General features: G+C 63.1%; 22 protein-coding genes. 13 read left to right on the top strand and 9 right to left on the bottom strand.

Annotated elements, in window-relative coordinates:
- The first annotated feature begins 79 nt into the window (after nucleotides 1-79).
- The 7 genes from AC5O5R_RS09310 (at nucleotide 80) to AC5O5R_RS09280 (ending at nucleotide 5,068) form a co-directional block, all read left to right on the top strand.
- Nucleotides 80-1,459, top strand: coding sequence for a nucleobase:cation symporter-2 family protein (locus AC5O5R_RS09310; protein WP_172218692.1), 1,380 nt, complete (start codon nucleotides 80-82; stop codon nucleotides 1,457-1,459).
- Between the two features lie 175 nt (nucleotides 1,460-1,634).
- The gene (gene tusD / locus AC5O5R_RS09305) at nucleotides 1,635-2,027 is read left to right on the top strand and encodes a sulfurtransferase complex subunit TusD (protein ID WP_494515204.1); all 393 of its coding nucleotides are present in this window, start codon (nucleotides 1,635-1,637) and stop codon (nucleotides 2,025-2,027) included.
- A 1-nt stretch (nucleotide 2,028) separates the two neighbouring features.
- Nucleotides 2,029-2,388 carry a sulfurtransferase complex subunit TusC gene (gene tusC, locus AC5O5R_RS09300; protein WP_494515203.1) on the top strand — a complete coding sequence of 120 codons (360 nt, stop codon included), beginning with the start codon at nucleotides 2,029-2,031 and terminating at the stop codon, nucleotides 2,386-2,388.
- A complete protein-coding gene (gene tusB / locus AC5O5R_RS09295; RefSeq protein ID WP_172218698.1) occupies nucleotides 2,388-2,684 on the top strand; it encodes a sulfurtransferase complex subunit TusB in 297 nt (98 codons plus the stop codon). The genes tusC and tusB overlap by 1 nt, the downstream gene beginning before the upstream one ends.
- A complete protein-coding gene (locus AC5O5R_RS09290) occupies nucleotides 2,681-3,016 on the top strand; it encodes a TusE/DsrC/DsvC family sulfur relay protein (RefSeq protein WP_494515202.1) in 336 nt (111 codons plus the stop codon). The genes tusB and AC5O5R_RS09290 overlap by 4 nt, the downstream gene beginning before the upstream one ends.
- Nucleotides 3,013-4,014 carry a glycosyl transferase family protein gene (locus tag AC5O5R_RS09285; RefSeq protein ID WP_494512375.1) on the top strand — a complete coding sequence of 334 codons (1,002 nt, stop codon included), beginning with the start codon at nucleotides 3,013-3,015 and terminating at the stop codon, nucleotides 4,012-4,014. The genes AC5O5R_RS09290 and AC5O5R_RS09285 overlap by 4 nt, the downstream gene beginning before the upstream one ends.
- 94 nt (nucleotides 4,015-4,108) lie before the next feature.
- Nucleotides 4,109-5,068: a glutathione S-transferase family protein gene (locus tag AC5O5R_RS09280; protein WP_494512374.1), complete on the top strand. Its 960-nt coding sequence runs from the start codon at nucleotides 4,109-4,111 to the stop codon at nucleotides 5,066-5,068.
- 34 nt (nucleotides 5,069-5,102) lie between these two features.
- Here AC5O5R_RS09280 and cysG read toward each other — a convergent pair whose 3' ends face one another.
- The 6 genes from cysG to AC5O5R_RS09250 all read right to left on the bottom strand — a co-directional run bounded on the left by cysG (nucleotide 5,103) and on the right by AC5O5R_RS09250 (nucleotide 12,750).
- Nucleotides 5,103-6,494 carry a siroheme synthase CysG gene (gene cysG, locus AC5O5R_RS09275; RefSeq protein ID WP_172218706.1) on the bottom strand — a complete coding sequence of 464 codons (1,392 nt, stop codon included), beginning with the start codon at nucleotides 6,492-6,494 and terminating at the stop codon, nucleotides 5,103-5,105.
- Nucleotides 6,495-7,775 (bottom strand): serine--tRNA ligase, encoded by a 1,281-nt coding sequence (gene serS, locus AC5O5R_RS09270; RefSeq protein WP_172218716.1) that lies wholly within the window; start codon nucleotides 7,773-7,775, stop codon nucleotides 6,495-6,497. It abuts the gene before it with no gap.
- Between the two features lie 30 nt (nucleotides 7,776-7,805).
- A complete protein-coding gene (crcB, locus tag AC5O5R_RS09265; RefSeq protein WP_172287109.1) occupies nucleotides 7,806-8,180 on the bottom strand; it encodes a fluoride efflux transporter CrcB in 375 nt (124 codons plus the stop codon).
- Nucleotides 8,177-9,502 (bottom strand): replication-associated recombination protein A, encoded by a 1,326-nt coding sequence (locus AC5O5R_RS09260; protein ID WP_172218720.1) that lies wholly within the window; start codon nucleotides 9,500-9,502, stop codon nucleotides 8,177-8,179. Before AC5O5R_RS09260 ends, crcB begins: the two co-directional genes overlap by 4 nt.
- 12 nt (nucleotides 9,503-9,514) lie before the next feature.
- Nucleotides 9,515-10,138, bottom strand: coding sequence for an outer membrane lipoprotein periplasmic chaperone LolA (gene lolA, locus AC5O5R_RS09255; RefSeq protein ID WP_172218722.1), 624 nt, complete (start codon nucleotides 10,136-10,138; stop codon nucleotides 9,515-9,517).
- Between the two features lie 62 nt (nucleotides 10,139-10,200).
- Entirely contained in the window at nucleotides 10,201-12,750 is a 2,550-nt protein-coding gene (locus AC5O5R_RS09250) for a DNA translocase FtsK (protein ID WP_372242404.1), read from the bottom strand.
- 384 nt (nucleotides 12,751-13,134) lie between these two features.
- On the opposite strand from AC5O5R_RS09250, the gene aat reads away from it, so the two are divergent.
- The 3 genes from aat to infA all read left to right on the top strand — a co-directional run bounded on the left by aat (nucleotide 13,135) and on the right by infA (nucleotide 14,912).
- Nucleotides 13,135-13,815 carry a leucyl/phenylalanyl-tRNA--protein transferase gene (gene aat, locus AC5O5R_RS09245; RefSeq protein WP_494515201.1) on the top strand — a complete coding sequence of 227 codons (681 nt, stop codon included), beginning with the start codon at nucleotides 13,135-13,137 and terminating at the stop codon, nucleotides 13,813-13,815.
- A 68-nt stretch (nucleotides 13,816-13,883) separates the two neighbouring features.
- Nucleotides 13,884-14,591 (top strand): arginyltransferase, encoded by a 708-nt coding sequence (locus AC5O5R_RS09240; RefSeq protein WP_172287106.1) that lies wholly within the window; start codon nucleotides 13,884-13,886, stop codon nucleotides 14,589-14,591.
- A gap of 102 nt (nucleotides 14,592-14,693) precedes the next feature.
- Entirely contained in the window at nucleotides 14,694-14,912 is a 219-nt protein-coding gene (infA, locus tag AC5O5R_RS09235) for a translation initiation factor IF-1 (protein WP_002553999.1), read from the top strand.
- Between the two features lie 170 nt (nucleotides 14,913-15,082).
- Here infA and clpA read toward each other — a convergent pair whose 3' ends face one another.
- On the bottom strand, nucleotides 15,083-17,353 hold the full coding sequence (clpA, locus tag AC5O5R_RS09230; protein WP_172223309.1) for an ATP-dependent Clp protease ATP-binding subunit ClpA: 2,271 nt from the start codon (nucleotides 17,351-17,353) through the stop codon (nucleotides 15,083-15,085).
- A 30-nt stretch (nucleotides 17,354-17,383) separates the two neighbouring features.
- Nucleotides 17,384-17,746, bottom strand: coding sequence for an ATP-dependent Clp protease adapter ClpS (gene clpS / locus AC5O5R_RS09225; RefSeq protein WP_009683116.1), 363 nt, complete (start codon nucleotides 17,744-17,746; stop codon nucleotides 17,384-17,386).
- A gap of 227 nt (nucleotides 17,747-17,973) precedes the next feature.
- On the opposite strand from clpS, the gene cspD reads away from it, so the two are divergent.
- The gene (cspD, locus tag AC5O5R_RS09220) at nucleotides 17,974-18,243 is read left to right on the top strand and encodes a cold shock domain-containing protein CspD (protein WP_172223312.1); all 270 of its coding nucleotides are present in this window, start codon (nucleotides 17,974-17,976) and stop codon (nucleotides 18,241-18,243) included.
- Between the two features lie 70 nt (nucleotides 18,244-18,313).
- Here cspD and icd read toward each other — a convergent pair whose 3' ends face one another.
- Entirely contained in the window at nucleotides 18,314-19,570 is a 1,257-nt protein-coding gene (gene icd, locus AC5O5R_RS09215) for an NADP-dependent isocitrate dehydrogenase (protein ID WP_172223315.1), read from the bottom strand.
- Between the two features lie 426 nt (nucleotides 19,571-19,996).
- Here icd and AC5O5R_RS09210 point away from each other — a divergent pair, with 426 nt between their 5' ends.
- Complete coding sequence (locus AC5O5R_RS09210; protein ID WP_172223320.1) at nucleotides 19,997-22,222, top strand: NADP-dependent isocitrate dehydrogenase; 2,226 nt, start codon at nucleotides 19,997-19,999, stop codon at nucleotides 22,220-22,222.
- A 191-nt stretch (nucleotides 22,223-22,413) separates the two neighbouring features.
- The gene (locus tag AC5O5R_RS09205; protein ID WP_172223323.1) at nucleotides 22,414-22,854 is read left to right on the top strand and encodes an NUDIX hydrolase; all 441 of its coding nucleotides are present in this window, start codon (nucleotides 22,414-22,416) and stop codon (nucleotides 22,852-22,854) included.
- The last annotated feature ends 53 nt before the right edge of the window (nucleotides 22,855-22,907 follow it).

The following is a 22,907-nucleotide window of genomic DNA, read 5'->3' as shown; positions in this document are numbered from 1 at the left end:
CTATCGTGCTTTTCTCTACCGCAATCCCTCATCACCCCGTAGAATGCGCTCCTTTTTTCATCCGGGGCAGCTTCCAGCAATGAGCTCACATGAACACAGCCCAGGCGCAGCGGCGCCTGCCAACGAACTGGTGCTTGGTCTGGAGGACAAGCCACGGCTGTTGATCGGCCTGCTTGCTGCCCTGCAGCACCTGCTGGCGATCATCGTGCCTATCGTCACGCCTGGCTTGCTGATCTGCCAGGCGCTGGGCGTTTCGGCGCGGGATACCAACCTGATCGTCTCCATGTCGCTGGTGATCTCGGGTATTGCCACCTTTGTTCAGTGCAAGCGCTTCGGGCCCTTCGGCGCCGGTTTGCTCATCGTGCAGGGCACCAGCTTCAACTTCGTCGGCCCGCTGATTGCTGGCGGTGCGCTGATGGTCAAGCAAGGCACGCCGGTAGAAGGCGTGATGGCGGCCATCTTTGGCGTGGTGATTGCCGGTTCGTTTGTGGAAATGGGCGTGTCGCGCATCCTGCCTTTCGTCAAACGTCTGATTACCCCGCTGGTGACCGGTATCGTGGTGTTGATGATCGGCCTGACCTTGATCAAGGTCGGCCTGATCAGCATGGGCGGTGGCTTCGGCGCCATGGCCAATGGCACCTTCGCCAATGGCGAGAACCTGCTGCTGTCGGGTGTGGTGCTTGCAATTATCGTCATCCTCAACCGTATCCCGGTGGTGTGGATGCGCAGCTGCGCCATCGTCATCGCCCTCGCCGTCGGTTACGCGCTGGCCGGCTACATGGGCCGCCTGGACTTCACAGGCATGCACCAGGCCGCGCTGTTCCAGGTGCCCACCCCGCTGCACTTCGGCCTGGGCTTTTCGTGGGCGCTGTTCATTCCGATGCTGGTGATCTACCTGGTGACTTCGCTGGAAGCCATTGGTGACGTGACCGCCACCAGCAAGGTGTCGCGCCAGCCAGTCGAAGGGCCGGTATGGATGCAACGCATCAAGGGTGGGGTGCTGGTCAACGGCGCCAACTCGCTGCTGGCGGGGTTGTTCAACACCTTCCCGAGCTCGGTCTTTGCGCAGAACAACGGCGTGATTCAACTGACCGGCATCGCCAGCCGCCATATCGGTATTTGGATTGCCGTGATGCTGGTGGTACTGGGGCTTTTCCCTAGCGTTGCCGGGGTGATCCAGGCAGTGCCAGAGCCGGTGCTGGGGGGTGCGGCGATGGTGATGTTCGGTGCAGTTGCGGCTTCGGGCATCAATATTCTGGCCAGCACCCGGCTGGACCGTCGTGCGCTGCTGATCATTGCGGTGTCGCTGGCGCTGGGCCTGGGTGTCGCGCAGGTGCCGGAGTTCCTGGCGCATATGCCATCGGCGATTCGCAATGTGCTGGAATCGGGTGTGGCTACCGGGGGTATCTGTGCCCTGGTGCTGAACTGGTTCCTGCCGGAGAGCAAGGAACAGGCTTGAGCCTGGTGCTTGTCGGTTAGGTCATGGGGCTGCTGTGCAGCCCTTTCGCGACCCGAGGCCGCTCCTGCAGGGGGCGTGCAGGACATACGGACAGGTTGAAAGCCCGCGCCGCTTGCACAAGCGGGCGCGGGCTTTTTTGCTTTATCATGGCAGCATTCCTTTGCATGAGTTATCCATGAAATTCGCTATCGCGGTGTTCTCCCCGGCCCATGCGCCCTCCTCGCGGCGCGCTTTGCGCTATGCCGAGGCGGTGCTGGCCGGCGGGCATGAGATTGCCCGGCTGTTCTTCTATCAGGACGGGGTACACAGTGCCTCGGCCAACGTGGTCGCGCCCCAGGACGAAGTGGACGTGGCAGCCCAGTGGCGTGGCTTTATCGAGACCCATCAGCTGGACGCCGTGGTGTGCATCGCCGCCGCCCTGCGCCGTGGCGTGCTCGACGAGGCCGAGGCCAACCGCTACCAGCGCCCGGCCGTGAACCTGCCCAAGCCTTGGGAACTGTCCGGGCTTGGCCAGTTGCATGAGGCCGCTCAGGTTGCCGATCGGCTTGTCTGCTTTGGAGGTGACTGATATGGCCAAATCCTTGCTGATCATCAGCCGCCAGGCGCCGTGGAATGGCCCATCGGCGCGCGAGGCACTGGACCTCGCCCTGGCCGGCGGCGCGTTCGACCTGCCGCTGGGCATGCTGTTCCTCGACGATGGCGTGTTCCAGCTTGCGACGGACCAGCGCCCCACCGCCGTACAACAGAAGAACCTGGCCGCCAACCTGCAGGCGCTGCCGATGTTCGGGGTCGAGGACCTGTACGCCTGCAGCCACAGCCTCGCCCGCCGTGGCCTGGCAACCGACACCCTGGCACTGCCGGTGCAGGTACTCGATGACGCAGCGCTGGCCGCGCTGATTGCCCGCTTCGACCAGATGGTAACGCTCTGATGACAACCCTGCATGTAATTGCCCACTCCCCGTTCGGCGACGAGCGCCTGGCCAGCTGCCTGCGGCTGCTCGGTGGCGATGACGCCGTGCTGCTGTGCGGCGACGCCGTTTATGCCCTGCGCAACGGCAGCGAACCGTACCGCCAGCTGCAAGCTGCCGGCCTGGCCCAACGCCTGTTCGCCCTGGATGAGGATATCCAGGCCCGTGCGGTCGGCAATGACCTGGCCAAGGCCGTGGACTACGCCGGGTTCGTCGAACTGTCGCTGCACTACGACAAGGTCAACAGCTGGTTATGAGCACACTCGACGTAGGCGATCAGGCGATCGCCCTGGACAAGGACGGCTTTCTGCTCGACCTGGAAGACTGGTCCCCCGCCGCCGCCGAAGCGCTGGCCGCGCGGGAGCACATTGCACTGACTGCGGACCACTGGGAAATCCTCGAGCTGCTGCGTCAGTTCTACCAGGAATACCAGCTGTCCCCGGCCACTCGCCCGCTGATCAAGTACACGGCCCTGAAGCTGGGCCCGGAAAAGGGCAACAGCCCGCACCTGAACCGCCTGTTCAACGGCACTCCCGCCAAACTCGCCGCCAAGCTGGCGGGCCTGCCCAAGCCGACCAACTGCATATGAACGAACCACGCCCGCTTACCCTGGAAACTCCGGCCGAACACCCGTTTGCCGAATTTGTGCGCATTCTTGGCAAAGGCAAGCGCGGCGCGCGCGGCCTGACCCGCGAGGAGGCCCGCAGCGCCATGACCTTGCTGCTGGAAGGCAAAGTCGAGGATGCCCAGCTCGGTGCCTTCCTGATGCTGCTGCGGCACAAAGAGGAGAGCGCCGAGGAACTGGCCGGTTTCACCGAAGCGCTGCGTACACACCTGCAGGCCCCGGCCATCGCCGCGGACCTGGACTGGCCAACCTACGCCGGCAAGAAGCGCCACCTGCCCTGGTACCTGCTGGCGGCCAAATGCCTGGCCAGCAACGGCGTGCGCATCCTGATGCACGGCGGCGGTGCCCACACCGCCGGGCGCATGTACACCGAGCAGTTGCTTGGCCTGCTGCAAATCCCGCTGTGTCGCGACTGGGCTGCGGTCGACAACGCCCTCGACCAGCACCAGCTGGCGTTCTTCCCGCTGCAAGACTGGGCGCCACAGTTGCAGCGCATGATCGACCTGCGCAACACCCTCGGCCTGCGCTCACCCATCCACTCGCTGGCCCGGGTGCTCAACCCGCTGGGCGCACGCTGCGGCCTGCAGAGCATCTTCCACCCCGGTTACCAGGCAGTGCACCGTGAGGCCAGCCGCCTACTGGGCGACCATGCCGTGGTGATCAAGGGTGATGGCGGCGAGATCGAGGTGAACCCGGATGTCATCAGCCACCTTTACGGCACCACGGCGGGCGAAGCATGGGACGAAGAGTGGCCGGCGTTGAGCGAGCGCCGCCACGTGAAACCGCCGAGTCTGCAACCCGAGCATCTGCTCGCGTTCTGGCGCGGTGAGGTCGAAGACAGCTACGCCGACAAGGCCGTGATCGCTACCATGGCCCTTGCCTTGCGCGGGCTGGGGCAGGATCGGGAACAGGCGTTCGAGACCGCACGCAGCTACTGGAGCGGCCGAAACCGATCGATTTAACCGATCATAACCCCCGAGTCTTTGCGCTATTTGTTCGAACGATTTGGCCTAGACTGGGCTCCAACGACAAACAACTTTGTTCCAGGAGCTCAGCATGGGCCTTTTGATCGACGGTCGCTGGCATGACCAGTGGTATGAAAACGGCAAGGACGGCACGTTCAAACGCGAAAACGCCCAGCGCCGCAATTCGCTCCCCGCTCCCGAGGCGGGCCGTTATCACCTGTATGTGTCGCTGGCCTGCCCATGGGCTCACCGCACCCTGATCTTCCGCGCACTCAAGGGCCTGGAGCCGTTGATCGACGTATCCGTGGTCAGCTGGCTGATGCAGGACCATGGCTGGACCTTCGACCAGCAGCAAGGCTCGACGGGCGACCACCTTGACGCCCTGCAGTACATGCACCAGCGCTACACCCAGGATGACCCGCACTACACTGGCCGTGTGACCGTGCCCGTGCTGTGGGACAAGAAAGAGAAGCGAATCGTCAACAACGAGTCGGCCGAGATCATCCGCATCTTCAACAGCGCCTTCAACGAGCTGACCGGCAACACCCTGGACCTGTACCCCGAGCCGCTGCGCCCGACCATCGAGGCGCTGAACGAGCGAATCTACCCTGCGGTGAACAACGGCGTGTACCGCGCAGGCTTCGCCACCACGCAGGAGGCCTACGAGGCAGCGTTTGACCAGGTATTCAACGAACTGGATTACCTGGAAGACTTGCTGGGCCGCAATCGATACCTGGCGGGCGAGTACCTGACCGAGGCCGATGTGCGACTGTTTACCACGCTGGTGCGCTTCGATGCCGTGTACCACGGGCATTTCAAGTGCAACCTGCGACGCCTGAGCGATTACCACAACCTTTCAAACTGGCTGCGCGAGCTTTACCAGTGGCCGGGCGTGGCGGGCACGGTGAACATGGAGCATATCCAGAAGCACTATTACATGAGCCACAAGACCATCAACCCGAACGGGATCGTGCCCAAGGGGCCGCTGCAAGACTTCAACGCACCGCATGATCGGGCGCGGTTGGTGGGCAAGGGAATCTCGCAGGGTTGAGATCGTCGGGGGCTGCTTTGCAGCCCCAACAATATCAGCTGTTCTGCGAACCTTCGAACCAGGCCAGCTTTTCACGCAGTTGCACCACCTCCCCCACAATCACCAGGGTCGGCGCATGCACTTCATGCCGGGCCACCAACTCCGGCAAATCTGCCAAGGTACCAGTGAACACCCGCTGATTACGTGTAGTCCCCTGCTGCACCAACGCCGCCGGAGTACTGGCCGCACGCCCATGCCGAATCAACTCGGCACAAATCGTCGGCAAACCCACCAGCCCCATGTAGAACACCAAGGTCTGTGCCGGCGCCACCAGGTCATCCCAAGGCAAATTACTGGTGCCATCTTTCAGGTGCCCAGTGACGAAACGTACCGACTGGGCATAGTCGCGATGGGTCAGCGGAATGCCGCCATAGGCGGAACAGCCGCTAGCCGCAGTAATCCCCGGCACCACCTGGAACGGGATACCCTGCTCGGCCAGCTCTTCGATCTCCTCGCCACCGCGGCCAAAGATGAACGGATCGCCACCCTTCAGGCGCAGCACACGCTTGCCCTGCTGGGCCAGGTCGACCAGCAGGCGGTTGATCTGGTCCTGCGGCACGGCGTGGTCGGCGCGGCGTTTGCCTACGTAGATCCGCTCGGCATCGCGACGGCACATCTCGATGATCGCGGGCGCAACCAAACGGTCGTACAGCACCACATCGGCCTGCTGCATCAGGCGCAAGGCACGGAAGGTCAACAAGTCCGGATCGCCCGGCCCCGCGCCCACCAGATACACCTCGCCACCCTGCTGCACCGGCGCGCCGTCGACCATTGCCTGCAACAGGCGTTCGGCCTCGGCGCCCTGCCCGGCCAGCTGGCGCTCGGCAATCGGCCCCTGGAACACGGTTTCCCAGAAGCCCCGGCGCTGGTTGACGTCCGGGTACAAGGATTTGACCTTGTGGCGGAAGCGCGCTGCCAACCCGGCCAGCTCACCGTAGGCAGAGGGAACCCACGCCTCCAGTTTGGCGCGAATCAAGCGCGCCAGCACCGGGGCGTCGCCGCCACTGGAAACCGCAATCACCAACGGTGAACGGTCGACGATGGCGGGGAAAATAACCGTGCACAGGGCCGGTGCATCCACCACGTTGACCGGCAGGCTGAGAGCCTGGGCATCGGCCGACACCTGGGCGTTCAGCCCAGGGTCGTCGGTCGCCGCGATAACCAGCCGGCAACCGACCAGGTCGGCGGCCTGATAGCCACGCACCAGCACCTCACCGCCACCTTCCCTGGCCAATGCGGCCAACTGGCCGTCGACGTCCGGCGCCACCACGCGCAGCACGCTGCCGGCATCAGCCAGCAGCCGCGCCTTGCGCAAGGCGATTTCACCGCCGCCGACGACCAGCACACGGCCGCCCTGCAGCTTGTGGAACAGCGGCAGGTAATTCATTTAGCGGATGACCTCGACGCCGCCCATGTATGGCTTCAGCACTTCCGGTACCAGAATCGAACCGTCGGCCTGCTGGTAGTTTTCCAGCACGGCGACCAGGGTACGGCCTACGGCCAGGCCGGAGCCGTTGAGGGTGTGCACCAGCTCTGGCTTGCCGGTTTCCGGGTTGCGCCAACGCGCCTGCATGCGGCGCGCCTGGAAGTCGCCGCAGTTGGAGCACGAGCTGATTTCGCGGTATTTGTCCTGGCTCGGTACCCACACTTCCAGGTCGTAGGTTTTCACCGCGCCAAAGCCCATGTCGCCGGTGCACAGGGCCAGCACCCGGTACGGCAGCTCCAGCAGCTGCAGCACGCGCTCGGCATTGGCGGTCAGGCCTTCCAGCGCTTCCATCGACTTGGACGGCTCTACCACCTGCACCATCTCCACCTTGTCGAACTGGTGCTGGCGGATCATGCCGCGGGTGTCACGGCCCGACGCACCGGCTTCGCTGCGGAAGCACGGGGTGTGCGCGACGAGCTTCAGCGGCAGCTGCTTGGCGTCGAGGATTTCACCGGCCACCAGGTTGGTCAGCGACACTTCGGCGGTCGGGATCAGGTAGAAGTCAGCCTCACCTTCGCGGGTGATCTTGAACAGGTCTTCCTCGAACTTCGGCAGCTGACCGGTACCCTGCAGGGCCGGGGCCTGGACCAGGTACGGGGTGTAATGCTCCTCGTAGCCGTGCTCGCCGGTGTGCAGGTTGATCATGAACTGCGCCAGGGCGCGGTGCAGGCGGGCGATCGGGCCACGCAGCACGGCAAAGCGCGCGCCGGACAGCTTGGCGGCGGCTTCGAAGTCCAGGCCACCGCTGATTTCGCCGAGGGCGACGTGGTCCTTGATTTCGAAATCGAAGGCCTTCGGCGTGCCCCACTTGCGCACTTCGACGTTGTCATCTTCGCTGGCACCAACCGGTACGCTGGCGTCCGGCAGGTTGGGGATGGTCAGCAGGATGCCGTCCAGCTCCGCCTGAATCTCGTCCAGCTCGGTCTTGCCGGCTGCCAGCTCGTTGGCCATGCGCTCGACATCAGCCATCAGCGGCGCGATGTCCTCGCCCTTGGCCTTGGCCTGGCCGATGGATTTGGAGCGGGCGTTACGCTCGGCCTGCAGTTGCTCGGTGCGGGTCTGCACCGCCTTGCGGCGTTCTTCCAGTGATTCGATGCGCGCGACATCCAGGCTGAAGCCACGGGAGGCCAGGCGGTCCGCCACTTCCTGAAGTTGGCCGCGTAACAGTTTGGAATCGAGCATATCGTTCTCTCGTTATAGGTAGGTGTTGGTTCAGAATCGGGTCAGGGACAGGCCGGCCCATGTCGCGAGCAGGCCGCCCATCACGCTGATACCGGTATAGCCCAAAGCCAGGGGCACTTGCCCACTTTCGAGCAGGCGCACGGTATCGAGCGAGAAGGAGGAAAAGGTTGTAAGGCCACCCAGAAAGCCCACGATCAGCCCGGCACGCAGCTCGACCGGCACCATAGGCTTGTGCAGGAACAGGCCATAGAGCAGGCCGATCAGCAGGCAGCCGACCAGGTTGACCGCCAGCGTACCGAGATAGAAGTGCCGTGGCCAGTGAGTAGCTACCCAGTTGGTAGTGGCGAAACGCAGCAATGTACCGGCAATACCGCCCGCACTCACGGCCGCAACTAGTGCAATCACGGTTTTCTCCGCTGGCGGGGGCTGTTGCGGTCAAGCTCGGCCAGGTGGCGCAACTTCTCGCCAATCTTCAGCTCCAGGCCACGGGGCACCGGCTGATAGTACTGGCGCGGCTCGAGCTGATCGGGGAAGTAGTCTTCACCGGCCGCATAGGCATCAGGCTCGTCATGGGCATAGCGATATTCGTCGCCATAGCCCAGTTGCTTCATCAGCTTGGTGGGTGCGTTGCGCAGGTGCAGCGGCACTTCCAGCGACCCATGCTCCGCAGCTTCACGCAGGGCGGTCTTGAAGCCCACGTACACCGCGTTGCTCTTCGGTGCACAGGCAATGTAGGTGATGGCCTGGGCCACCGCCAGCTCGCCTTCGGGGCTGCCCAGGCGCTCTTGCACGTCCCAGGCTGCCAGGCACAGGCTGAGCGCGCGCGGGTCGGCGTTGCCGATGTCCTCGCTGGCCATGCGCACCACGCGGCGGGCGATGTACAGCGGGTCGCAGCCGCCGTCGAGCATGCGCGCAAACCAATACAAGGCGCCGTCGGGGTTGGAGCCGCGCACCGACTTGTGCAGCGCTGATATCTGGTCGTAGAACGCCTCGCCGCCCTTGTCGAAGCGCCGACGGCTGTCGCCCAGCAGGCTCTGCAGCATCTCGACATCTATCTCGCTGCCGTCTTCGGCCAGGTCCGAGGCGTTCTCGAGGAAGTTGAGCATGCGCCGGCCATCGCCATCGGCAGCGGCCATCAGCATCTTGAAGGCTTCGTCACCCACCCGCAGGTTGTGCTTGCCCAGGCCGCGTTCCTCGGTCAGCGCGCGGTTGACCAGCTTGCGCAGCGCGGCCTCGTCCAGGCTCTTGAGCACGTACACCCGCGCCCGCGACAACAAGGCGTTGTTCAGCTCGAACGAGGGGTTTTCGGTGGTGGCGCCGATGAACAGCAGCGTGCCGTCTTCCACATACGGCAGGAAGGCGTCCTGTTGCGACTTGTTGAAGCGGTGCACTTCATCGACGAACAGAATAGTGCGGCGGCCGTATTGGCCGGCCTGCTGCTTGGCCACCTCGACCGCCTGGCGGATCTCTTTGACCCCGGCCAGCACCGCCGACACGGTTTCAAAATGAGCATCGCAAAACTGCGCCAGCAGCCGCGCAAGGGTGGTCTTGCCCACCCCTGGCGGCCCCCAGAAGATCATCGAGTGCAGCGCACCCTGCTCCAGCGCCTCGCGCAGCGGTTTGCCGCGCGCCAGCAGGTGCTCCTGGCCGACGTACTCGTCCAGGTTGGACGGGCGCAGGCGGGCGGCCAGGGGCTGGGCGACGGGTTCGCTTCGAAACAGGTCCATGGCGAGCTCTGCTTACTCCTTGATCACATCCGCGCCTTTGGGAACGACGAAGGTGAACTGGTTGGCGGGCACCGGCTGGTTGGCCTTCACCCCGTTGAACAGGATATTGGTGCGTTGGCCGACGCTGTCGACCAGTTGCATGTCGTTGATCAACCCTTTGCGGAACGACACCCGCAGCGAGTCGAACAGGGTGTCCTTGGTCTTGGGCTTGAGGGTGAAGTCCATCACTTCGCCCTGCTCCTTGGAGGTGATGTCGAAGCTCTGGCTGATTTTCGACACATCACCGGACAGCAGCAGTGCCGGGGTCTGGTTCAGGCGCTGGTCGAGCTTCTTGATGGTGGCCTGTTCCAGGTCCGGGTCCCACAGGGTGACGTTCTTGCCGTCCGACACCACTACCTGCTCCTGCGGCGCATTGGTGTGCCAGTAGAACAGCCCCGGGCGCTTGACCGTCATCTTGCCCGAGGTTTCCTGCAGGCTGGTGCCATCGGCACCCAGGGTCAATTGAGAGAAGTTGGCCTCGATGGTTTGAGACTTTTCCAGCAACTGGGTCAGGCGTTGTACGTCTTGCTCACCGGCATAAGCAGTAACCGAGCCCAGGGTCAGGGCAGAAACCAACAGCATGCGAATCGCGCGCATGGGAATCCTCATCGAGCATTGAAAAGGCCTGGCGCCACCGTTGGCGCCCGGCAAGGTGTACATCAATCGCGCGGGCCGCCCGGGGCAATCACTTCCCGCGAACCGTTGCTGTTCATGGGGGTAACCACGCCGGCCATTTCCATGGCTTCGATCATGCGGGCGGCGCGGTTGTAGCCGATCTTCAGCTTGCGCTGCACGGCCGAAATGGAGGCGCGGCGGCTTTCCAGCACGAACTGCACGGCCTCATCATACAGGGCGTCGCTTTCCGAATCATCGCTGTCGCCGCCACCGCCGCCTTCAAAGCCGCTGCCGGCCTCTTCGACGCCGTTGAGGATATCGTCGTTGTAGTCCGGGGCGCCGCGCTGCTTCCACGCTTCCACCACGCGGTGCACCTCATCGTCGGACACGAACGCACCGTGCACACGGATCGGCAGGCTGGTGCCCGGCGGCATGTACAGCATGTCACCGTGGCCCAGCAACTGCTCGGCGCCACCCTGGTCGATGATGGTGCGCGAGTCGATCTTGCTCGACACCTGGAACGCCATGCGGGTCGGGATGTTGGCCTTGATCAGGCCGGTGATCACGTCCACCGAGGGGCGCTGGGTCGCCAGGATCAGGTGGATACCCGCCGCCCGCGCCTTCTGCGCGATACGGGCGATCAGCTCTTCGACCTTCTTGCCGACGATCATCATCATGTCGGCGAATTCGTCCACCACCACCACGATGGTCGGCAGGGTCTTCAGCGCCGGCGGCTCGTCGTCCATGCTTTCGCGGCGGTACAGCGGGTCATGGATGATTTCACCGGCCTCCTGGGCATCCTTGACCTTGCGGTTGAAGCCGGCCAGGTTACGCACGCCCATGGCCGCCATCAGCTTGTAGCGCCGCTCCATCTCGGCCACGCTCCAGCGCAGCGCGTTGGCGGCGTCCTTCATGTCGGTGACCACCGGGCAGAGCAGGTGCGGGATGCCTTCGTAGATCGACAGTTCGAGCATCTTCGGGTCGATCATGATCAGCCGCGCGTCTTCCGGGCTGGACTTGAACAGGATCGACAGGATCATCGCGTTGACACCCACCGACTTACCGGAACCGGTGGTACCGGCCACCAGCAGGTGAGGCATCTTGGCCAGGTCGGTGATGACCGGCTTGCCGCCGATATCGTGGCCAAGGGCCAGGGTGACCGGCGATTTCTGCTCGTCGTACTGCGGCGTGGCCAGCACTTCGGAGAAGCGCACCATTTGCCGGTTTTCGTTGGGGATCTCGATACCCACGGTGGTCTTGCCGGGGATGACCTCGACCACGCGCACGCTGGTCACTGCAATTGAGCGCGCCAGGTCCTTGGCCAGGTTGGAGATGCGGCTGACCTTGACGCCCGCGGCCGGCTGGATTTCGTAGCGGGTAATCACCGGGCCGGGGTGGATGGAGTCCACCGCCACTTCCACGCCGAACTCCTTGAGCTTGATTTCCAGCAGTTGCCCGACACTCGCCAGCGATTCCGGCGAATACTCGATCTTCTTCTGCTCGGCCGGATCAAGGATGGAGATCGGCGGCAAGGTGCCCTCCACCGCGCTGTCGACGAACAGCGGCGCCTGCTTCTCCTTCATCACCCGCTTGCTCGGCTCCGGCGCCCTGGCCTGGGCAGGTGCCGGGGGCACGATGGTCGGTGCCGCAGGTTGCTCGCGCTGCACCATCGGCTCGCGGGCAAGGGTGGGCTCGCGCGGCACCACAGGCTCGCGTGCAAGGGTCGGCTCACGTGGTGCAGCAGGCTGGGCGGGGGCCTCTTCACGCTTGAAGATCCGCTCGCGCAATGGCGGTTTGGCCGGCTCGCGCTTCTCGGCGGCCGCTGCCGGCGCCTTGAACACCGGTTCATCCTCGCGCAATTGCGCTTCGAGGCGCTTGCGCTCGTTGCGTGCTTCCCACCAGCGGTTGGCCGCACCCTGTACCAGCTCGAACAGGTCGAGGGTGATCTTGCCGGTCATGTCCATCACCTTGAACCACGACAGGTCGGTGAACACGGTCAGGCCGAACAGGAACAAGGCGATGAACATCAGCGTGCTGCCCTGCACGTTCAGCAGGCTGCGCGCCAGTTCGCCCAGGCTCTCGCCCAACGCGCCACCGGCGGAAAACGGCAGGCTTGCCGGCGGATGGAAATGAATATGCGCCAGGGCAGCGCCCGACAGCACCAGGAACACCAGGCCGATCAGCCGCCAGGAGAACAGCCAGCCGCTCCAGTCCCAGGGCTGGTGGCGCTGGCGGAAAATCTGCCAGGTCTTGATCCCCAGCAGCAACGGGAAGATATAGGCGAAGTAGCCCAGCACCATGAACAGGATGTCGGCGAAGTAGGCGCCGGCACGCCCGGCGGCGTTCTGCACCTGGTCGATGTTGCTGGTGTGGCTGAAGCCCGGGTCGGACGTGTCGTAGGTCAGCAGCGCCATCCACAGGTACAGGCACAGGGCGCCGACAGCGATCAACGCACCTTCCTTGAGGCGATAATGCAGCTGCTGCCGCCACAGGGGCACAGGCAAGGGAGCTGGGGTTGCGGTGGATTTCTTCAAAACGCGTCTATTCCTGCGCGTGCTGCGCGTCCAATAGTGATCGGCCGGCGGTGCGGCCAATGAACCACTACTTTTAACATTACTGCCCGCCAGCCGCCATGGCGGCACGCCGTATGGGAGGTTGGCCGGGTGCGACTTTCATATAGGTGCAATTTGAGCACGCATTTTCTTTTGTGACAAAGGCTTATGCTGTGTTTTTGCACAGGTGTGACAGCAAATGTAGCGGATGGTGCCTGCGATTTCATGAATGCGCAGGAAATTGCCTGATTTCCTGGCCTGTACCGGCCTCTTCGCCGGCTCGCCCGCTCCCACAGGTCCTGCGCCAGCCTGAAGACTGTGAGGTTCCTGTGGGAGCGGGCATGCCCGCGAAGAAGCCAAAGAGATTGACCCTGCTTTTCACCCGCGCCATGCTGCCCTCTCCCCTCCCCCACCGCACGAAAGACCATGCTCACCTGGCTGACTCGCGACTCGTTGACCTTCCCGCCCCTGGAAAAGGCCCTGCACGACCCCAACGGCCTGCTTGCCGCCGGCGGCGACCTGGGCCCCGAGCGCCTGGTACAGGCCTATCGCCACGGCTGCTTCCCCTGGTACCAGGACGGCCAGCCGATCCTCTGGTGGTCGCCCGACCCGCGCACCGTGCTGCTGCCGGACCAGCTGCACGTGTCGCGCTCGCTGGCCAAGCTGATCCGCCAGGGCCGCTACCAGGTCAGTTTCGACACCGACTTCCCGGCAGTGATCGCCGCCTGCGCCGCGCCACGCGACTATGCCGACGGCACCTGGATCACCGACACCATGCGCAACGCCTACTGCGAATTGCACCGCCGCGGTATCGCCCATTCTGTGGAAGTGCGCCAGGATGGCGAGCTGGTAGGTGGCCTGTACGGCCTTGCCATGGGCCAGCTGTTCTTCGGTGAGTCGATGTTCAGCCGCGCCGACAACGCCTCCAAGGTCGGCTTCGCAACCCTGGTCGAGCACCTGCGCCAGGCCGGGTTTGCCCTGATCGACTGCCAGATGCCGACCAACCACCTGCAAAGCCTGGGTGCGCAGGCCATCAGCCGCGCCGAATTCGCCGGCTACCTGGCCCGCTACCTCGACCAGCCCAACAGCGCCACCTGGGTTGTCTAGATGGGTTGCCTAGGCGAGTTCGCAGAGCTGGCTTACACTTAAAACAAAGTCACACCGAGGGGTTGATCATGACAGAGTTGGCGCGGTTGAAGTTTTATGCCACTCAACCCCACTCCTGCAGCTACCTGCCTGATGAGCAGGCGACCACGCTGTTCCTCGACCCCAGCCAGCCGATGGACGTGAACGTGTACGCCGACCTGTCGGAAATGGGCTTCCGCCGCAGCGGCGACCACCTGTACCGCCCGCATTGCCAGAACTGCAACGCGTGCGTGCCGGCGCGCATCCCGGCGGCGCGCTTCATACCCAACCGCCAGCAACGGCGCATCCTCAAGCGCAACGCCGACCTGACCGTGACTGCGGCGCGCCCGGCGTTCAAGGAAGAGTACTTCGAGCTGTACCGGCGCTATATCGAAACCCGTCACGCCGACGGCGACATGTACCCGCCAAGCCGCGATCAGTTCTCCACCTTCCTGGTGCGCGACTTGCCGTTCTGCTGGTTCTACGAGTTCCGCCTGGCGGGCCGCTTGCTGGCGGTGGCGGTGTGCGACCTGCTGCCCAACGGCCTGTCCGCGGTGTACACCTTCTACGAGCCCGACGAAGAACGCCGCAGCCTGGGGCGCTTTGCCATCCTCTGGCAGATCACCGAAGCGGTGCGCCAGGATCTGGAGGCCGTGTATCTGGGTTACTGGATCAAGAACTGCAAGAAAATGAACTACAAGACCCAGTACCGCCCGATCGAACTGCTGATCAACCAGCGCTGGGTCACCCTCAACTGAAAGCATTGGCTTGAAACACTATTTTCCGGCATAATCCACGCCACTTTTTTGCCCGGTGCGGTTATGCGTCGGGCCAACACTGGACACCGAGGGCTCAACTGCATGTCGAAAGAAGACAGCTTCGAAATGGAAGGTACTGTCGTCGACACCCTGCCCAACACCATGTTCCGCGTGGAGTTGGAAAACGGGCACGTCGTAACCGCGCACATCTCCGGAAAGATGCGCAAAAACTACATCCGTATTCTCACTGGCGACAAGGTTCGCGTCGAGCTGACGCCGTACGACCTGAGCAAGGGCCGCATCACCTACCGTGCGCGCTAAGCTCCAGCCATGAAAAAGCCCGGCCATGTGCCGGGCTTTTTTGTGCCTCCGAGATTGCAAGGGGCTACTTTGCAGCCATTCGCAGCACAAGGCTGCTCCTACACGATGGCGCATCGCCGTTGTAGGTGCAGCCTTGTGCTGCGAATGGGCCGCAAAGCGGCCCCAACGCATCAGGCCACCTCGGCCGTGGTCTCGAAGTCGAACACCAGCTCGCCATCGCGCAGGTCGATGTGCACCACGCCGCCATGCTCGGCCAGCTCCCCAAACAGGATCTCTTCGGCCAGCGGCCGCTTGATCTTGTCCTGGATCAGCCGCGCCATCGGCCGCGCGCCCATCTGCACGTCGTAGCCCGACGCCGCCAGCCAGCCACGCGCGTCATTGCTGACTTCCAGCAGCACACGCTTGTCTTCCAGCTGCGCCTGCAGTTCGATGAGGAACTTGTCGACGATACTTTTGATGGTCTCGTGACTGAGGCGGCCGAACTGGATGATGGTATCCAGACGGTTGCGGAATTCCGGCGTGAAGCTTTTGCGGATGACTTCCATGGCATCGGACGCGTGGTCCTGATGGGTGAAGCCGATCGAGGCCCGTGCCGCGGTTTCCGCGCCAGCGTTGGTGGTCATGATCAGGATCACGTTACGGAAGTCGGCCTTGCGCCCGTTGTTGTCGGTCAGGGTCCCGTGGTCCATCACCTGCAACAGCAGGTTGAAGACTTCGGGGTGGGCCTTCTCGATTTCATCGAGCAACAACACGCAGTGCGGCTGCTTGGTGATGGCTTCGGTCAGCAAACCGCCCTGGTCGAACCCGACATAGCCTGGCGGCGCACCGATCAGGCGCGACACAGTGTGGCGCTCCATGTATTCGGACATGTCGAAGCGTACCAACTCGACACCCAGCGCCTTGGCCAGCTGACGCGCCGCCTCGGTCTTGCCGACGCCGGTAGGGCCGGCGAAGAGGAACGAGCCCACCGGCTTGTCGGGCGCCTTGAGGCCGGCACGGGACAGCTTGATGGCGGTCGACAGCGAGTCGATGGCCGGGTCCTGGCCGAACACGGTCAGCTTCAGATCGCGCTCCAGGTTGCGCAGCAGCTCCTTGTCGGAACTGCTGACGTGTTTTGGCGGAATGCGCGCGATCTTGGCGACAATGTCTTCGACCTGCGGCACCTCGATACGCTTGACGCGGTTGGCCTCCGGCTGCAGACGTTGGTAGGCACCGGCCTCGTCGATCACGTCAATGGCCTTGTCCGGCATGTGGCGATCGTTGATATAGCGCGAAGCCAGCTCGGCGGCAGCACGCAGTGCTTCGTCGCTGTACTCGATGTTGTGGTGGCTTTCGAAACGCCCCTTCAGGCCACGCAGAATGCCCACGGTGTCTTCCACCGACGGCTCGCTGACGTCCACCTTCTGGAAGCGCCGCGCCAAGGCGCGGTCTTTTTCGAAGATACCGCGAAATTCCTGGAAGGTGGTCGAGCCGATGCAACGGATTTCACCGGACGACAACAGTGGCTTGAGCAGGTTGGACGCATCCATTACCCCGCCCGACGCCGCACCGGCACCGATGATGGTGTGGATTTCGTCGATGAACAGGATGGCCTGCGGGCGCTTGCGCAGTTCACCGAGCAGCGCCTTGAAGCGCTTCTCGAAGTCGCCGCGGTACTTGGTACCGGCCAGCAGCGCGCCCAGGTCAAGGGAGTACACCACGCTCTGCGCCAGCAGGTCAGGCACCTGGCCATCGACGATGCGCTTGGCCAGGCCTTCGGCGATGGCTGTCTTGCCCACGCCAGCCTCACCCACCAGCAGCGGGTTGTTCTTGCGCCGACGGGCAAGGATCTGCGCCACGCGCTCCACTTCCTGCTCACGACCCACCAGCGGGTCGATACGACCGGCTCGCGCAAGCTCGTTCAGGTTACTGGCGTAGGCGTCCAGCGGGTTGCTCGAAGAGGAGGTCTCACCGCCCTCCTCGTCCTGCATTTCAGGGTCGCTATCAGCATTGGAACCATGGCCTGGCACCTTGGAGATGCCATGCGCGATGTAGTTGACCACATCGATGCGGGCCACGCTCTGCTGCTTGAGCAGGAACACGGCCTGGCTTTCCTGTTCGCTGAATATCGCCACCAGCACGTTGGCCCCGGTGACTTCGCGCTTGCCGGAGCTTTGCACGTGGAACACGGCGCGCTGCAGCACACGCTGGAAGCCCAGCGTCGGCTGGGTTTCCCGGTCCTCGTCGTTGACCGGAATCAACGGCGTGGTGGAATCGATGAACTCTTGCAGGTCATGCTTGAGTTTGTCGAGATTGGCGCCACAGGCGCGCAGAACGGTCGCGGCAGCCTCATTGTCAAGGAGTGCCAGCAGCAGATGTTCGACGGTCATGAATTCATGACGTTTCGAACGGGCCTCCTTGAAGGCAAGATTGAGGGTGACTTCGAGCTCGCGGTTTAACATAGCTTCACCTCATACCCAAGTGGTCGGCGATTAACCGTCCTTCTCGATTTCACAGAGTAGCGGATGCTGGCTTTCCCTGGCGTATTGGTTGACCTGCATGGCCTTTGTTTCGGCGATGTCACGGGTAAACAATCCGCACACTGCCCGCCCCTCGGTATGGACGGTCAGCATGATCTTGGTCGCCAGCTCGCGGTTCAGACTGAAGAACGTCTCGAGCACTTCGACGACGAAATCCATTGGCGTGTAGTCATCGTTGAACAAAACCACCTTGTACATCGGTGGCGCCTGCAGGATCGGCTTGGCTTCCTGAACCGCCAGACCAGAGCCATCGTCCTCGTTGGATTGAGGGCGATCCTGATTGAATGTTAGTCGAATCTGGCTGTGTGCATGCATGGAAAGAATTTCATCACATCGACAGGTTAAGGTTGTGGGTTGACCCTGCAAACGGCTAATCGTGCGGCCGCCGCATGACCTTGACTATCGGCAAAACGGTGTTACAACCAATAAGAACCCACCGTGGTCGATAAAGATCCGCGCAGTCAACCCGATTTTCGCAGGTTCGTATGCGGATGAAGTGGATGATACTCCAGTGATGGAGTCCTTTGCAGAGGGACATAGGGATGGCAAGCGGTAAAGTCAAGTGGTTCAACAATGCCAAGGGCTACGGATTCATCAATGAAGAGGGCAAACCCGACGACCTGTTCGCCCATTACTCGGCGATCCGGATGGACGGTTACAAAACCCTCAAGGCCGGCCAATCTGTGGTGTTCGACATCATTCAAGGCCCCAAGGGCCTGCATGCCACGGACATCAGGGACGCGTCAGTAGCCGCCGCAGAGGCCGCAGCCAAAACTGCCGGCCACTCCGAGAGCGAAACTGTGCGCGCGTGACCAGCCTGCTTCTGCCGGTATACGAAAAAACCGGCCGCTTCTTTATCGAAGCGGCCGGTTTTGTGTTGCCTTACATATGCTTGATCATTTCATCGCCAAAGCCCGAACTGCCCACCAGCGTGGCGCCGTCCATCAGCCGCTCGAAGTCGTAGGTCACGGTCTTGGCCGCAATCGCGCCATTGGTGCCCTTGATGATCAGGTCGGCGGCTTCGGTCCAGCCCATGTGCCGTAGCATCATCTCTGCCGACAGGATCACCGAACCCGGGTTGACCTTGTCCTGCCCGGCGTACTTGGGCGCGGTGCCGTGGGTGGCTTCGAACATGGCCACGGTGTCGGACAGGTTGGCGCCCGGCGCAATGCCGATGCCGCCCACTTCCGCCGCCAGGGCATCGGACAGGTAGTCACCGTTGAGGTTGAGGGTAGCGATCACGTCGTACTCGGCCGGGCGCAGCAAAATCTGCTGCAGCATGGCGTCGGCAATGGCGTCCTTGACGATGACCTCGCGGCCGGTTTTGGGGTTCTTGAACTTCATCCAGGGGCCGCCGTCGAGCAGTTCGGCACCAAACTCGTCACGTGCCACCTCGTACCCCCAGTCCTTGAAGGCACCTTCGGTGAACTTCATGATATTGCCCTTGTGCACCAGGGTGAGCGACTCGCGGTCGTTGTCCACCACGTATTGCAGGGCCTTGCGCACCAGGCGCTTGGTGCCCTCGAGGGACACCGGCTTGACGCCAATGCCGCAGTCCTGGTCGAAGCGGATCTTGGTGACGCCCATTTCCTCCTTGAGGAACTTGATCACCTTGTTCGCCTCCGGCGAGCCCGCCTTCCACTCGATGCCGGCGTAGATGTCCTCGGAGTTCTCACGGAAGATCACCATGTCGACATCGCCTGGCTTTTTCACCGGGCTGGGCACGCCCTCGAACCACAGCACCGGGCGCAGGCACACGTAAAGGTCGAGCTGCTGACGCAGCGCCACGTTCAGCGAGCGGATGCCGCCGCCGACCGGCGTGGTCAGCGGGCCCTTGATCGACACCACGTAATCGCGCACGGCATCGAGGGTTTCCTGTGGCAGCCAGGTGTCCTGGTCGTACACCTGGGTGGCTTTTTCGCCGGCGTACACTTCCATCCAGGCGATCTTGCGCTTGCCGCCGTAGGCCTTTTGCACAGCGGCGTCGACCACCTTGATCATCACCGGTGAAACATCCACGCCAATCCCGTCGCCTTCGATATAAGGAATGATCGGGTTGTCAGGCACATTGAGCGAATGGTCTGCATTGACGGTGATCTTGGTGCCGTCGGTCGGAACCTTGATTTTCTGGTATCCCATGCTTGCACTACTCCGCTTTCGGGTGTGATTGGACATCCTGCAATCCAATCAGCCTAAACCACATCTGCCGACCTGCAAGGCATGCGACAACCCGCCACATTGCGGCTACGTCTTTGGTCTTATAAATGGGCCGATATCACTTGGCCTTGCTGATTAGCCCGAATGGTTTGGTATACTCCGCCGCGACCGTAGGGTCATCGGGGCGAATCCCAGGAAAATGCGGACCGCCCTCGGCCAGGGAAGAAGACCGAGCCTGGCCACTCAGCCTGGGCTGTTACCGCAGCTCGGCACTTGACGCTCGACTGATGCATCCACCATCACCGCTCGCAGCCTCTCGACTTTCCGCTCATGGCGTTGCCAGGGCGATGCGCCTACCCTGCGCAGCACGAGACTCGAGCAAGCTCAGCACACAGAGAGTTAACCCGCATGCCCACCCGTTCCAAGATCATCTATACCTTCACCGACGAAGCCCCCGCCCTCGCCACCTACTCGCTGCTGCCGATCGTCGAAGCCTTCACCGCCTCGGCTGACATCGCCGTCGAAACTCGCGACATCTCCCTGGCTGGCCGCATCCTCGCCGCCTTCCCGGAGCAACTGGGCGCAGAGAAGCAAGTAGGCGATCACCTGGCGGAACTGGGTCAGCTGGCTACCACCCCTGAAGCCAACATCATCAAGCTGCCCAACATCAGCGCCTCGGTACCGCAGCTCAAGGCCGCGATCAAGGAGCTGCAGGGCAAGGGCTTCAACATCCCCGACTACGCCGACGAGCCGGCCACTGCGGACGAAAAAGAGTCCCGTGCCCGCTACGACCGCATCAAGGGTTCGGCCGTGAACCCGGTGCTGCGCGAAGGCAACTCCGACCGCCGCGCACCGCTGTCGGTGAAGAACTACGCCCGCAAGCACCCGCACAAGATGGGCGCCTGGGCCGCCGACTCCAAGTCGCACGTTGCCCACATGACCCAGGGCGACTTCTACGGCAGCGAGAAAGCCGCGCTGATCGACGCTGACGACAGCCTGCGCATCGAGCTGGTCGGCAAAGACGGCAGCACCACCGTGCTGAAAGAAAAAACCGCAGTCAAGGCTGCCGAAATCATTGACTGCGCCACCATGAGCCGCAAGGCCCTGAAAGCCTTCATCGCCGAGCAGATCGCCGATGCCAAGGCCGCTGGCGTACTGCTGTCGGTGCACCTGAAAGCCACCATGATGAAGGTCTCCGACCCGATCATGTTCGGCGTCATCGTCGAAGAATTCTATAACGATGTGCTGGCCAAGCACGCCGCCGCGCTGGCCCAGGTAGGCTTCAACGCCAACAACGGCATCGGCGACCTGTACGCCCGCATCAAGGACCTGCCAGCCGCCCAGCAGGCCGAGATCGAAGCCGACATCCAGGCCCTGTATGCCGAGCGCCCGGCGCTGGCCATGGTCAACTCCGACAAGGGCATCACCAACCTGCACGTGCCAAGCGACGTTATCGTCGACGCCTCGATGCCGGCCATGATCCGTGACTCGGGCAAGATGTGGAACACCGCCGGCGAACTGCAAGACGCCAAGGCCGTGATCCCGGACCGCTGCTACGCCGGCATCTACCAGGCCACCATCGAAGACTGCAAGGCCAACGGCGCATTCGACCCGACCACCATGGGCAGCGTGCCGAACGTTGGCCTGATGGCGCAAAAGGCCGAAGAGTACGGTTCCCACGACAAGACCTTCCAGATCAAGGCCGACGGCGTCGTGCGCGTGGTCGATGGCAAGGGCAAGGTGGTGCTGGAGCAGCACGTCGAAGCCGGTGACATCTTCCGCATGTGCCAGACCAAGGACGCGCCGATCCAGGACTGGGTCAAGCTGGCCGTCAACCGCGCCCGCCTGAGCAGCACCCCTGCGGTGTTCTGGCTGGACCCGGCCCGCGCCCACGACGGCGTGATGATCGAGAAGGTACAAAAGTACCTGAAGGATCACGACACCGCAGGCCTGGACATCCGCGTACTGCCTCCGGTTGAAGCCATCAAGTTCTCCCTGGCCCGCATCCGCGAAGGCAAGGACACCATCTCGGTGACCGGCAACGTGCTGCGCGACTACCTGACCGACCTGTTCCCGATCATGGAACTGGGCACCAGCGCCAAGATGCTGTCGATCGTGCCGCTGATGAACGGCGGTGGCCTGTTCGAAACCGGCGCCGGCGGTTCGGCACCGAAGCACGTACAGCAGCTGGTGGAAGAGAACTTCCTGCGCTGGGACTCGCTGGGTGAATTCCTGGCCCTGGCCGCTTCCCTGGAGCACCTGGGCAACACCTACGACAACCCGCGCGCCAAAGTGCTGGCCGACACCCTGGACCAGGCAACCGGCAAGTTCCTGGACACCAACAAGTCGCCTTCGCGCAAAGTCGGTGGTATCGACAACCGCGGCAGCCACTTCTACCTGACCCTGTACTGGGCCCAGGCCCTGGCTGCACAGAGCGACGACGCTGCCCTGCAGGCACGCTTCGCGCCACTGGCCAAGACCCTGAGCGAGAACGAGGAGACCATCGTCGCCGAGCTCAACGCTGTCCAGGGCAAGCCGGTCGACATCGGTGGCTACTACGCCCCGGATGCCGAGCTGACCGCCAAGGTGATGCGCCCAAGCCAGACCCTGAACAGCGCCATTGCTGCCCTGTAAGATTCGCTTGAAGTAAACCCGCAAACCCCGGCCACGCACCGGGGTTTGTGCTTTCTGGATAAATGATATCTAGCGGCCAACCTGAAACCTGTGGGAGCGGGTTCACCCGCGAATGCGTCATTTGCGCCACCATCGCATTCGCGGGTGAACCCGCTCCCACAGGGTCCGATCAGGCCGTTACGGAGCTATCAATGACCTGGCAACCCCACATCACCGTCGCCACCATCGTCGAACACGAAGGCAGGTTCCTCTTCGTCGAAGAATTCAAAGCGGGCCAACACGTCTTCAACCAACCCGCCGGCCACCTGGAGCCCTTTGAGACCCTGCCCCAGGCCGCCCTGCGCGAAACCCTCGAAGAAACCGCCTGGGAAGTCGAGCTCATCGGCCTGGTCGGCATCTACCTCTACACCGCCCCCAGCAATGGCGTCACCTACCAGCGCATCTGCTTCGCCGCCCGCCCCGTGCGCCACCACCAGGACCTGGCCCTGGACAGCGACATCGTCCGCGCCGTGTGGCTGACCCGTGACGAACTGCTGGCCGACCCCGCCCGCTGGCGCAGCGAGCTGGTACCACGCTGCCTCGACGACTACCTCAACGGCCCATTGCACAGCCTGGACCTGCTACGCGACTGACGCCGCGCTGCGGGTTTGATAGAATCGGCGTTTTTCCCCTTTGATACACACCG

Source organism: Pseudomonas sp. 8_5_2, assembly GCF_059295255.1.
Note: the sequence above shows the minus strand (reverse complement) of the source record. Positions and strands in the feature narration are given on the sequence as shown.